Genomic DNA, 12,016 nt, shown 5'->3' with positions numbered 1-12,016 from the left:
TCGATGCGGCTCTATCGGCGGTGGCAAGGACCCGCGCGCCAGCAATCGCCGGCGCGCGGACCTGTTTGGTTACTCGGACCTTTCGAGCGCACGCACGCCGTACATGCCGTCGGGTCCCTTCTCGAGCATGATCATGACCTTGTCTCCTTCCGACACGCCGTCGATATCGGCGCCTTCGAGCAGCGGCAGATCCATGCGCATGGCCGGCCAGCCGATCGACGGAATCGGGTCATGGCTGACATTGACGGTCTTGTCGGTGATGGCGTGAACCTCGCCAGTGGCGTGCACGCCTTCGGCCATGTTGGCGTGGCCGCCATGCTCGTGGCCCGAGCCGGATGCAGCCGCGCTGGTGGCCATGGCGGTCGTGAATGCAAGGGACAGAAACAGCTTGCGCATGTGGTTTCCTTCTTTGGTGTGGGGGTGGCGGCGGATCATTCCGCGGGCACCGGGGGAGAAGCGGGAAAGTTGGAGATCGCGGCGTTGATGCGCGTGATCTCGAAACCTTTCCAGATGACGAAGATGGAGGGGATCACGAGGAGCGTGAGCAGCGTGGCCGTGGCCATTCCGCCGATCATCGGCGCTGCGATGCGCTGCATGATCTCCGAACCGGTCGCCGTGCCGAACATGATCGGAATCAGCCCGGCAAAGATGGTGGCGACCGTCATGATCTTGGGCCGAAGCCGCAGCAGCGCGCCCTCGAAGACAACTTCTTCGATATCGCTGCGCATCAGCAGCCGCATCTCGGTCTCGGCGGTTTCCAGCCGCCGGTTCCAGGCAATGTTGAGGTAGAGCAGCATGACAATGGCGGTCTCCACCGCGACACCGGCAAGCGCGATGAAGCCGACGAGCACCGCGACCGAGATGTCGAAGTCGAGATACCAGATGAGCCACACGCCGCCGGCCAGCGAGACCGGCAGCGCCAGCAGGATGATCGCGACTTCCGTCACCCGGTTGAACGCCATGAACAGCATCAGGGTGATGATCAGCAGCGTCGCGGGCGCCACGAGCACCAGCCGCTCCTGCACGCGCTGTATGTACTCGTACTGGCCCGACCAGGTCAGGGAATATCCCGGCGGCAGCGTGACGGTTTCCGCCACAACCCGGCGCGCTTCTTCCACGTAGCCGCCGAGATCGCGCCCGGCGATGTCGATGAAAACGAAGCCGGTGCGCCGCGCGTTTTCCGAGCGTATCATGCCGGGACCATCGACGATGCGCACCTCGGCGAGCGCCTCCAGCGGAAGATGCGCGCCGGACGGCGTGACGATGGGCAAGGCGCGCAGCCGCTCTGGGCTGTTGCGCCAGTCCTGCGGGTAGCGAAGATTGATCGGGAAGCGTTCCAGCCCTTCGACGCTCTCGGAGACCTGCATGCCGCCGATGGCCGTCTGCACGACTTCCTGCACGTCCCGGATCGACATCATGTAGCGGGCAGCCGCCTCGCGGTTCACGTCGATCTCGATGAACCGGCCGCCGACCGGGCGCTCGGCATAGGCCGAGGCCGTGCCCTCGATATCGCCAACAGCGCGTTCCACGTCGACGGCGATTTTCTCGATCACGTTGAGATCGGCCCCGGTGACCTTCACGCCGACAGGGGTCTTGATGCCGGTGGCCAGCATGTCGATCCGGTTCTTGATCGGCTGGATCCAGACATTGGTGACGCCGGGCACCTGAACGGCCTTGTCGAGCGCATTGCGGATACCCTCCATCGTCATGCCCTCGCGCCATTCCTCGCGCGGTTTGAGCTGGATCGTTGTCTCGATCATCGTCAGCGGTGCGGGGTCGGTGGCGGTATCGGCGCGGCCAAGTTTGCCGTGAACTGTCTTCACCTCCGGAACGGTTGCGATCATCCGGTCGGTCTGCTGCAACACCTCGCGCGCCTTGCCGATGGACACGCCCGGATAGAGTGAGGGCATGTAGAGGAAATCCCCTTCGTTCAGCTCCGGCATGAACTCGGTACCGATCCGCTGCATCGGCCACCACATGGACACGACGACAGCAGACGCCATCACAACCGTGGCCCAGGGCCATGCGACGGCTGCATCGAGAAACGGGCGATAGGCGGCGATGCACAGCCGGTTCAGCGGGTTGCGGCGCTCCGGCAGAATGCGCCCGCGCACAAAATAGCCCATCAGCACGGGCACGACCGTGATCGAGAGGATCGTTGCAGCCGCCATGGCGTACGTCTTGGTGAAGGCCAGCGGCTTGAACAGCCGGCCCTCCTGGCTCTCCAGCACGAAGACCGGCAGGAAGCTGACGGTGATGATCGCAAGCGCAAAGAAAAGCGACGGCCCGACCTCGGAGGTGCATTCCGCAACGATCCGCCAGCGGTTCTCCGGCGTGATCTTCTCCTTCTCCATGCGCCTGTGCATGGCCTCGATCATCACGATGGCCGCATCGACCATGGCCCCGATGGCAATCGCGATGCCGCCGAGGCTCATGATGTTGGCGTTCACGCCCTGCAGCTTCATGATGAGCACCGCGCCCAGCACGCCGAGCGGCAGGAAGAACAGGATCACCAGCGACGAGCGCAGGTGCAGCAGGAAGGCCGCGCAGACCAGCACGACGACGAGGAATTCCTCGCCAAGCTTGCCTTGAAGGTTCTCGATGGCCCGTTCGATGACGCCGGCGCGGTCATAGGTCGTGACGATCTGGACGCCCTCGGGCAGGTTCGGCTTCAATTCAGCGATCCGATCCTCGACCGCACGAATTGTGGAGAGTGCGTTGCCGCCCCAGCGCATGATGATGACGCCGCCGACGGCATCGCCTTCCCCGTTAAACTCGCCGACGCCGCGCCGCATTTCCGGCCCGAGGCGCAATTCTGCCACGTCGCCGAGCATCAGCGGCGCGCCGCGCTCGTTCACCACCAGCGGCACGCGCGCAAGGTCGGCAAGCTCGTCCACGTAACCGGTGGCGCGGACCATGTACTCCGCCTCGCCCATCTCGATGACGCTGCCGCCCGTCTCGCGGTTGGACGCCTCGATGGCTGCACGCACCTTCTGGAGCGGAATGCCGAAGGCGCGCAGCTTGTTGGGATCGACGACCACCTGGTACTGCTTGACCATGCCGCCGATGGTCGCGACCTCCGAAACGCCCTCGATGGTCTGCAACTCGTATTTCAGCCACCAGTCCTGGATCGTGCGAAGCTGCGCGAGGTCGTGTTTCCCGGTGCGATCGATGAGAAGGTACTGGTAGACCCAGCCCACACCGGTGGCGTCGGGTCCCAGTTCTGGTGAAACGCCGTCCGGCAGCCGCGACTGCACCTGTGCCAGGTATTCCAGCACCCGCGAGCGCGCCCAGTAGAGGTCGGTGCCGTCCTCGAACACGACATAGACGTAGGAATCCCCGAAGAAGGAGAAGCCGCGCACGTCCTTTGCGCCCGGCACGGCGAGCATCGCCGTGGTGATCGGATAGGTGACCTGGTCTTCAACCACCTGCGGTGCCTGGCCGGCATAGGGTGTCTTGATGATCACCTGGACGTCGGACAAGTCGGGAATGGCATCGATGGGAGTCTCGCGCGCAGCCCAGATGCCGGCGACCGCCAGCATCAGCGCCAGCGCGATCACGATGGCTCGGTTGGCGATGGACAGGCGGATGATTGCGGGGATCATGACCGGCCCTCCGCGTAGCCCGTCAGCATCAGCGAGAAGTCCGGGTTCTGCTGAAGGTGCAACTCGATCTCGACGTCGCGCGGCAAGGTTTCAACGTCGATGCCTTCGGCCACCGGGAAATCCATCGTCATTCCCGGCATCCCGATATCGGCCAGAGGTCCGTGGGTGATGTTGGCGGTGCGTGATTCCATATTGACGCTGTTGATGGTGCCGATGGTCTTCATGGGCGGCTTGGCGGCCTTAGCATCGGCGAGCACCATGCGACCGTCCGCCCTGAGACCGATGGTCACCGTTGCCGCTCCTTCCTTCAGCGTGTCCGCCTTCAGGCCCTCGGCCAGCGGGAAGTCCATCGTCATGCCGGGCATGCCGATGTCGGTCAGCGGTCCGTGAGTGACGTTGGCGGACCGTTTGGCGGCATCGACCGCATTGATCGTGCCCTCCGTCACCATCAGCCGCATGTCGGCAGGCATGGCGGTCTCCTTGTCCTGCGCGTCCTCGGCCATCTCGGGTTCGTCACCTGCGGCTCGGATAGCCGTCACGATGAAGGTGCCGCCTTCGCCCTTCACGAGGTCGAAGCGGATGGGTTCGTCGAGCGGAACGGAACCCAGTTCGACATCGCGAACCGGCATGTCCATCTGCATCGCCGGCCAGCCGAGCGCGGGAATCGGATCGTGGCTCAGGTTGATCTTCCCGTCGTCGGTGATCGCCTTGACGATGCCGGTGCCGACCGCATCGACACCGTCGTCGGGTCGCAGGTCGTGCAGCGCGAGAAGGTTGTCGGCGCCGCGAACGGCTGAAAACTTGACCTCCTGACCGTCTTCCAGCCGGTCGTAGGCGACGTCTGACGCCAGTGCGAACCGCGTCGTCATCGCCGGCCAGTCAAGGCTCGGCAGAGCCTCATGGGCGATTTCGGCGATGCGCCTGTCCTTGTCGAGATGAACCAGCGTACCCTTGCCCGCTGCCGGCTCCGACTTTGTCGGCGCCATGCGCAGGATCCCGGCATTCAGCGCGCTTTCGCTGTCGATGAGGAATTGCGCCGAGGCGACGACCTCCTCGCCGGCGGCCAGTCCCTGCACGATCTCGGTGCGCCCGCCACCGCCGAAACTGTCATTGAGACCGGTCGTAACCAGACGCGGCTTGAAGCTGCCATCCGGCTGCTTGATCACGACGCGCTCGGCCCGGCCGGTGCGGATGACGCTTTCCATCGGTACGGTCAGCGCCTCGCGCGTGCCTTCCGGCTCCAGCTTCACCTGCCCGTACATGTTCGGGCGCAGGTCGCCCTCGGCGTTGTCGAAGCTCAGCCGGATGGGCAGCGTTCGCGTGGTGCGGTCGAGTTCGGGATAAATGTAGTCGATGGTGCCCTCGAACACCTTTCCGGGCAGGTGCTCGAACTGCGCCGTCGCGGTCTTTCGCGACGACAGTCGGCCGATGTCGCGCTCGAAGACATCGACCAGGAGCCAGACTTCCGAAAGGTCGGAAATCGTCATGGCGCGCACGTCTGGCTTGAGGAACATGCCGTCTGCCGCTTCCAGCGCCGTCACCACGCCGTCGCGCGGCGCGAAGACATGGAATTCGTGTATCGGTACGTCGCTGGCGGCCATCCGGTCGATCTCGGATTCCGGTACGCCCAGGTTGCGCAATTTCTTGCGCGTGATCTCTATCTCCAGAGCGTTTCCGCGGCGCACGGCGCGCACGAGTTCCGAGCTCCCGATCGTCACGTCGGGGGCATACATCGTGAACAGGGTGTCGCCCTTGGCAACTCGGTCGCCGATCGCACGCACGCCGAGGCGCTCGATCCACCCTTCGACCCGCGTGTGGATGTGGCTGGTCAGGTGCTCGTTGTAGCGCACGAAGCCGACTGTCTCGATGGACCGGGCGACCTCTTCGACGCGCGCGACGGCGGTGCGCACACCGATGGCGTTGACCTCGGCACCGGACAACTCGACCGCCGCCGGGTCGCCACCGGCCTCCTCCCCCTCGTAGACGGGAACGAGATCCATGCCCATGGGGGATTTCCCGGGTTCATCCCGGCGGAAATTCGGGTCCATCGGCGCGACCCAATAGAGGACCTTCTGGCCGCCAGCGTCTTCGCCGGTCGAGCCAAGCTGGAAACGTTCAAGAGCGATGCCGGCCGCAAAGGCGACGACGACAAGGAGACTTGCCAGGGCAAGGTATCTGCCACGCATGGGACTTCATCCATCCGGATCGTGCCGGTCGGCATGCGGGTTCGGCCAGATGCCGAACCGGATTGCGACCGGTCGTCAGTTCAAGGGCGAAAAGACGGGATGGAATTTATCGAGGCGGCTGATCGATGCGGGCCTGCGAGAGAGGCTTCGGCATACGTGCCGTTGACAGGAGATGGACGGCACGCGGCAGCGCGGGCCGCTCGAACGACATGGCAATGGTCTGAAGTCCGGGACAGCACACTGTCATGTCACAGGATGCCGTCTTCGCGGGGCTGTCCTGATCGGGGGAATCGTGCTCGGGCGCTGCCCGCTCATGGCCCATCTGCTTGCCGTGGCAGTCATGACTCGCCTTGGCAGCCTTGTGGCCGGACCCAGCCGACATCATCAGATCGTGATGCATCATCTGCGGCATGCCGGACGCGGCGTGAGCCGGCTGCCCGAGCGGCGCAGTGACCGAGAGCAGTACCGCAAAAACGCTCAGCAGAGCGAGGACGCGGCGATGCATATGAGCACGAAAGTGGCGCATGAACCTCTGCTATCCGCTCTCAAGAGGTTTCTCAAGCACCGATTGGTGGCACTTGCCCAAGATGCATTCACAAATTCGTATGTGGTCCTCGCATCTGCAATCGCAAGGCCAGAGAACGCCAAACGGGAAAATATTTTTTCGGAACCTTCCAGCGCTGGAAAGTTATTTCACTTCAGAACTCGATAAAGATTAGGAAACATCCATGAAATACCGTCGATTCTTTGCGATGATCGGAACATCCACCCTTGTCATGTTCGGATTGATGTATCTGAACACCTACCTGATTTCTCATATATTCTTTTCCGAGACCCGCGCCTACATGGCGATCCTGATGGGTGCCGTTATGGCTTTCGTCATGCTGGCGTTCATGATTTCCATGTATCGCAGCCGGACGGCCAATATTGCGATTTTTGCCGGATCCATTGCCGTGTTCGCGCTGAGCCTGTGGCTGGTGCGCAGCCAGGTCACAGTCCAGGACCGAAGCTTCATGAGGGCGATGATCCCGCACCACTCGATTGCCATCATGACCTCCTCGCGCGCCGGGATCACGGATCAGCGCGTGCGAAAGCTGGCTGATGAAATCATCTATGCACAGGACAAGGAAATCGCAGAGATGCGCTACCTGATCGCCGACATCACTGCCAACGGCAAGCGTCCGCCGACGGGTGACAGCCCGGTTGCAGAACTGAAGGACGCGACGGAAGCTCTCCAGAGCGAAGTGGTCGGTAAGGTCGATCCGGAATTCCTGAGCCCGGACGAGATTGAACGCGTCTTTCCCGGCGGCGAGACCTGCCGCTTCACCTACACCACCGCAAGCCCACCGGTCTTTGTCGTGGGTGAAGATGCTGGGGAGCAGTCTGCGCTGGTGAAAATCAGTGGCGACCTGGTGCGTCTCAAAGCAGGCAATTCGGATGCGACGTTCGACGCCGAGCCGCTATCGGTCGATATTCGCCAGACGGATGATGACGAGTTGCACGACTTCGTTCTCAAGGCCGGCCTCGATTACAACGCAGGCTTCCGGGGCCAATACCGCTGCTTGACCCGATAGAACTGGTCCGCATTTCAGTCTGAGAACAGCACATATGGGAGACGATGTGCGGTCGGCGTGCCTTCAGCCCAGTGCGGATCACGCGCGCTGAGGTTATCGTGTGTATGCTCGATGATCCCATCGCTTTCGGGTGGCCACAACCAAAAGGCAGCCAGGCACCCCAGCAATGCCGGTGCCGACAGCAAAGTGAAGGTGAGAGAAATGCCCATCGAGCTGCCAAGCCAGCCTGCCAGAGGGTAGGCGATCAGCCAGCAGGCATGTGACAGGGCGAATTGCGCAGCGAACACCGCTGGACGATCTTCAGAATGGGTGGAGCGCTTCAACAGTCTCCCGCCGGGTGTCTGGATCATGGACGAGGACAGGCCCATCAGCGGCCATGCCAGCAGCAAACCCAGCCAAAGCCCAGCATCAAGCGTGGCGACCATGAGGGCGGTTACGACCATCAGGATGGCCAGCACCGCCGCTCCAGCGAGCATGATGGTTCGGTCGGCCACGCGTTGAAGCAGTCTCGGTACGGCCAATGCCGCAACGATTGAACCAGCGCCGAAGGTCGCCATCGCGAATCCAACATCGCTCTGCGATCCTGCCAGCAGGCTCCTGACGATCACGACGGTATTGACGATCACCATCGCGCCAGCGAATGCGACCGTGACATTGAGTGCTAGTAGCCCCCTGAGACGCGGTGTGGCGAGGTAGATACGAATGCCCCGCGTTGCCTTCTCCAGAAAGCTGGTCGGCTGCTTGTCGGAAACAGGTTCGGGAAGCGCGACAGTGAGAACGAGCATGGCGGATACGAGAAAGCCCAGCGCCGTTCCAGCAAAGAGCCAGTGGAAATTGATCGCCAGCAACAGGACAGCTGCAATCGTCGGACTCAGCAGGTTCTCAAGGTCGTAGGCCAGACGAGAGAGAGACAAGGCGCGCGTGTAATCGTTCTCGTCGGGTAGCACGTCCGGGATGATCGCCTGGAAGGTCGGCGTGAAAACTGCCGACGCTGACTGCAACGCGAAAATCAGGATGTACACCTGCCAGATTTCGGTCACGAACGGCAGCAGCAGCGCAATCGCCAGCCGCACGACGTCCATCGCGACGAGCAATGCCTTGCGGGGTACGAGCGTGACGATGACACCTGCGAACGGTGAGATGCCCACGTATGCGATCATCTTGATGAACAGGGCCGTACCCAGAACCGCCCCTGCATTCTCGCCAGCCAGGTCGTAGGCCAGCAATGCCAGCGCAACGGTTGCAAGACCGGTCCCGAACAAGGCAACGATCTGCGCGGTCAGCAGTCGTCGATAGGTGACGTTGGCAAGTACGGCTAACATGGAGCGCGCGCCTCGGGAGCTTGAAGCATCCCGCTCGACACTTCAGCGGGATTTCTTCAGGAAGGGGCCGCCACCCATCGCACGGGATGGATGGCGGCAATGGTCTTAGCTTGCGTCCTTGAACTCGGCGTACTCGCCTCGTACCTGCACGGTCACCTTGACGGGCTGACTGTCACGGTTGCGCCAGAACCAGCCATGCTCACCGTCGAAGTCTGCAACGATCTCGCCTTCCGAACCGGTCGAGCCGCGCCCCTTTTCATAGGTCACCGATTGGCCTGAACCGTGGCCGTGCAGGTCAAAGTTCACGCGTCCACCATCGACGATCATGCGGTACTGGGCGGTCTGGCCTTTGGTCATGACCAGCTTCCACTCGGCACTTGCGCCCGACTCAAGCGTGAAAGAAATCTCGTCACGCCATTCCTGCGCAGTCTGTGCATGTGCCTTGCTGACAAACACTCCCAACACACCATCGATGATGCTGGAATGGCCTGGCAACGTATTGCTCATCTGCCGGTCAGCCTCGGCTTCGTCGTGCAGCTGCGTTTTGATTTCGCCCATTTCGGTTAGGCCGATCAGGCGACCGACACGTGTGGGATCAATGCCGTATTCGGCTGGCAAAACGACGCACACAAGGACAATGACAGCCGCGATGGCTGCCAGAATGGTGGAACGCAACAGCTGCGCGGACGTCGGCAGCTCGTCGAGGCTAGGTCTATCGGAATTAAACATGTCGATCTCCGAGTGTTCAGGCGGCCACGAAGTAGCCAGCAATTTGGTAACCCATCAGCATGAAGCCCAAGGACATCATGATTACGTTGGCGGTGTAGGCTTGGCGGTAGAAGCTCGCAGATTTCCGCCAATACCCCATCACGATCAGGATAACGGCCAAAGCCATGATCTGGCCGACCTCAACACCAACATTGAAGGCGAGCAGGTTCGCGAGAAGGCCATCTGGTGCGATGTCATAATCGAGAATTTTGGTGGCCAGGCCGGTGCCGTGGAACAGGCCGAAGATGAGCGTGGCTGCCTTGGTGTTCGGCTGAAAGCCAAACCAGCGCTGGTACGCACCAAGGTTGTCCAAAGCCTTGTAGACCACTGACAGGCCGATAATGGTGTCAATGACGTAAGCGTTGATGCCCCAGCCGAACCAGACGCCAAGCAGCATCGTGGTTGAGTGCCCTAGAGCAAATAGGCTGACGTAGATCGCCACCTCTTTCATGCGGTACAGAAAGAACACCACGCCCAGCAGGAACAGGATGTGGTCGTATCCCGTCACCATGTGCTTGGCCCCGAGATAGACGAACGGGATGATGTTCACGCCCCAGATTTCCTGGATATAGCCAGCGTCACCCTCCGTGACGTTGTGGGCAAGCGCCTGGCTGGCATGCAGAGCCAGTGCCGCTATCGTCACGAACAAGACGACAGCGAGCCTGCTCAGGCCGGGGACGGAATTGTCCCGGATATTCAGATTCATCGATTGATCTCCACCTTGATTGAAACGACCGATTTTCAGGTTCGCTCAATCAGGCCCGTGGAGGCCGCTCGATGTTTGAAGCGTCAACGTTCACGCCGTGCACCCCACCCAAATTCCATGACTGGGAAAATTGAGACGGTTGCTGAAACTCCAGTGTCATCGGCATGAAGGCTTGAACGTGATCGTGATCGGCCACGTTATGATTGTGTCCGTGCAGCGCCCAGATCAAATCTTCTTCAAAGCCATGAGAATGGCCATGCTCTGCGATAATTTCCGCATGTTGCTGGACTGTATCGAATACCGCCGGAACATGGGCCTTCGCGGGAAAGACAGACCACACGGCCAGCGACAGGCACACCAGCGCAGCTATAGCTCGGGTTCTGACACACCTGGGCGAGTGCATAGCGTCGTTTGCCTGCTCTACGTTTGCCGTGACCGCATTGCGTAAGGGTCAAGTTTTGTCATGTCGTCGAGTTCTGGCCTTTGTATGACGAGGCAACGGCACGTCGCAAGTTTCGCGATTTGGGTCACGCGAATTCGCGCCCACCAACACTGACATGCGAAATGGGTCCAACTGCTGACATCCAACTGACAAAGCTTTGCGAGCAGATTCCGCAATTCAGCGAATTCATTGGAATGATTGGCGCGCCCGAAAGGATTCGAACCTCTGCCCCCAGATTCGTAGTCAATTCATGAGGTTGTGGATTGTCCCGCCAATTCTCTCATTCGCTTCCTTGAGAGGATCATCCGCAAGATGTGCGTATCGCTTCGTTGTCTGGGCTTGCGTATGGCCAAGCAGCGCACCGATCATGGGGAGGGACAGGCCAGAGGAGGCTGCAACGGCGGCATAGCTGTGACGGAGGTCGTGGATGCGGACATCATCGAGCTCTGCGATGGTCCTGATGTGTTGCCAGGGCTTTTGCAGATTGACGAGATGTTGCCCATTTCGCGTGCCGCAAACCACATACGGGTTTCCATCGATACGAGGGATTGACCTCAGTACATCGATTGCTGCGTCGTTGAGGTGGATGGTTCGGGCGCCTGTCTTTGAGCGAGGCAATCGCAACTGCCGATGCTCGAGATCGACGAACGACCACTCCATCGTCAATATCTCATTCAACCGGGCACCGGTCAGGCTGAGCAGCCTAATCGCTGCGACCACATAGACCGAGCACTTCCCTGTTACCGCTGGTGATTGCAGCACGACACCTAGCCGTGTCAATTCTGCGCTGGACAGGAACCGATTGCGCGCCTGTTCCCGGTACTTCTCGATATGCCGGCACGGATTGGAATGCTCGTTTCTCAATCCACGCACCTCACACCAGTTGAAGAACTTGGAGAGCACGGCAATTGCACGATTGGCAGCGTATGGCGTCTTCGACATCGCAGTGTGCAGTCGAGCCACGTCAGCATGCGTCACCGTGTTGACTGTTTTCGTACCGAGGACAACGCGAATGTCCTGATCAATCAGACGTCTGTACTCGGCCGCAGTTCGTGTGGCACGCTTAGGTTCGACGTGCTGTTCGAGAAACTGGTCGATTGCACCATTGAGTGTGAGCTTGCGTTTGCGCTCAGCACGTTTTTCCGTGGCCGGGTCTTTCCCCAGAGCCAATTCCGCCAGTAGCTTCTTCGCTTGACGACGTGCTTCCTCAACAGTCAGGTCGCCGTACTTCCCCAAGGTGATGCGCCGCGTTCGACCCGTTGCGTCTGGGGCACGATACTGAACCAGGAAAACCTTGCGTCCTTTTGGCGTGATCTTCAGCGCGAACCCTTTCAGACCCGCATCCCAGATGTAGCTTTCCTTGGCTTGTGGGCGGGCGCTTGCGGCGCTGCGTTGCGTGAGTACCATTCGGTT

The 12,016-nt window shown here is 61.0% G+C and carries 10 protein-coding genes; 1 reads left to right on the top strand and 9 read right to left on the bottom strand.

Features of this window, described 5'->3' with window-relative positions; all coding sequences use genetic code 11:
* Positions 1–69: 69 nt before the first annotated feature.
* The 4 genes from ACKTEK_RS10110 to ACKTEK_RS10095 form a co-directional block, all read right to left on the bottom strand.
* Positions 70–396: a copper-binding protein gene (locus ACKTEK_RS10110; protein ID WP_409165167.1), complete on the bottom strand. Its 327-nt coding sequence runs from the start codon at positions 394–396 to the stop codon at positions 70–72.
* 35 nt (positions 397–431) lie between these two features.
* Entirely contained in the window at positions 432–3,605 is a 3,174-nt protein-coding gene (locus ACKTEK_RS10105) for an efflux RND transporter permease subunit (protein WP_409165166.1), read from the bottom strand.
* Entirely contained in the window at positions 3,602–5,791 is a 2,190-nt protein-coding gene (locus ACKTEK_RS10100) for an efflux RND transporter periplasmic adaptor subunit (protein ID WP_409165165.1), read from the bottom strand. Before ACKTEK_RS10100 ends, ACKTEK_RS10105 begins: the two co-directional genes overlap by 4 nt.
* Before the next feature lie 106 nt (positions 5,792–5,897).
* The gene (locus ACKTEK_RS10095) at positions 5,898–6,317 is read right to left on the bottom strand and encodes a hypothetical protein (protein ID WP_409165164.1); all 420 of its coding nucleotides are present in this window, start codon (positions 6,315–6,317) and stop codon (positions 5,898–5,900) included.
* A 202-nt stretch (positions 6,318–6,519) separates the two neighbouring features.
* Here ACKTEK_RS10095 and ACKTEK_RS10090 point away from each other — a divergent pair, with 202 nt between their 5' ends.
* On the top strand, positions 6,520–7,365 hold the full coding sequence (locus tag ACKTEK_RS10090; RefSeq protein ID WP_409165163.1) for a DUF305 domain-containing protein: 846 nt from the start codon (positions 6,520–6,522) through the stop codon (positions 7,363–7,365).
* Positions 7,366–7,379: 14 nt separating this feature from the next.
* Here the strand turns inward: ACKTEK_RS10090 and ACKTEK_RS10085 are convergent, their stop codons facing one another.
* The 5 genes from ACKTEK_RS10085 to ACKTEK_RS10065 form a co-directional block, all read right to left on the bottom strand.
* Positions 7,380–8,687: an MFS transporter gene (locus tag ACKTEK_RS10085; RefSeq protein WP_409165162.1), complete on the bottom strand. Its 1,308-nt coding sequence runs from the start codon at positions 8,685–8,687 to the stop codon at positions 7,380–7,382.
* A gap of 105 nt (positions 8,688–8,792) precedes the next feature.
* Complete coding sequence (locus ACKTEK_RS10080) at positions 8,793–9,416, bottom strand: transmembrane anchor protein (RefSeq protein ID WP_409165161.1); 624 nt, start codon at positions 9,414–9,416, stop codon at positions 8,793–8,795.
* A 16-nt stretch (positions 9,417–9,432) separates the two neighbouring features.
* Entirely contained in the window at positions 9,433–10,161 is a 729-nt protein-coding gene (locus ACKTEK_RS10075) for a HupE/UreJ family protein (RefSeq protein ID WP_409165160.1), read from the bottom strand.
* Between the two features lie 49 nt (positions 10,162–10,210).
* Positions 10,211–10,519, bottom strand: coding sequence for a hypothetical protein (locus ACKTEK_RS10070; protein WP_409165159.1), 309 nt, complete (start codon positions 10,517–10,519; stop codon positions 10,211–10,213).
* Positions 10,520–10,846: 327 nt separating this feature from the next.
* Positions 10,847–12,010 carry a tyrosine-type recombinase/integrase gene (locus ACKTEK_RS10065; protein ID WP_409165158.1) on the bottom strand — a complete coding sequence of 388 codons (1,164 nt, stop codon included), beginning with the start codon at positions 12,008–12,010 and terminating at the stop codon, positions 10,847–10,849.
* Positions 12,011–12,016 lie beyond the last annotated feature (6 nt).

The sequence above is a fragment of the Tepidamorphus sp. 3E244 genome, assembly GCF_046159835.1.
Taxonomy (GTDB): domain Bacteria; phylum Pseudomonadota; class Alphaproteobacteria; order Rhizobiales; family Tepidamorphaceae; genus JACKJK01.
Note: the sequence above shows the minus strand (reverse complement) of the source record. Positions and strands in the feature narration are given on the sequence as shown.

What these genes read in the sequence shown, in the direction of transcription:
- ACKTEK_RS10110 (WP_409165167.1), bottom strand. Translation starts at nt 396, where the DNA reads ATGCGCAAGCTGTTTCTGTCCCTTGCATTCACGACCGCCATGGCCACC.
- ACKTEK_RS10105 (WP_409165166.1), bottom strand. Translation starts at nt 3,605, where the DNA reads ATGATCCCCGCAATCATCCGCCTGTCCATCGCCAACCGAGCCATCGTG.
- ACKTEK_RS10100 (WP_409165165.1), bottom strand. Translation starts at nt 5,791, where the DNA reads ATGCGTGGCAGATACCTTGCCCTGGCAAGTCTCCTTGTCGTCGTCGCC.
- ACKTEK_RS10095 (WP_409165164.1), bottom strand. Translation starts at nt 6,317, where the DNA reads ATGCGCCACTTTCGTGCTCATATGCATCGCCGCGTCCTCGCTCTGCTG.
- ACKTEK_RS10090 (WP_409165163.1), top strand. Translation starts at nt 6,520, where the DNA reads ATGAAATACCGTCGATTCTTTGCGATGATCGGAACATCCACCCTTGTC.
- ACKTEK_RS10085 (WP_409165162.1), bottom strand. Translation starts at nt 8,687, where the DNA reads ATGTTAGCCGTACTTGCCAACGTCACCTATCGACGACTGCTGACCGCG.
- ACKTEK_RS10080 (WP_409165161.1), bottom strand. Translation starts at nt 9,416, where the DNA reads ATGTTTAATTCCGATAGACCTAGCCTCGACGAGCTGCCGACGTCCGCG.
- ACKTEK_RS10075 (WP_409165160.1), bottom strand. Translation starts at nt 10,161, where the DNA reads ATGAATCTGAATATCCGGGACAATTCCGTCCCCGGCCTGAGCAGGCTC.
- ACKTEK_RS10065 (WP_409165158.1), bottom strand. Translation starts at nt 12,010, where the DNA reads ATGGTACTCACGCAACGCAGCGCCGCAAGCGCCCGCCCACAAGCCAAG.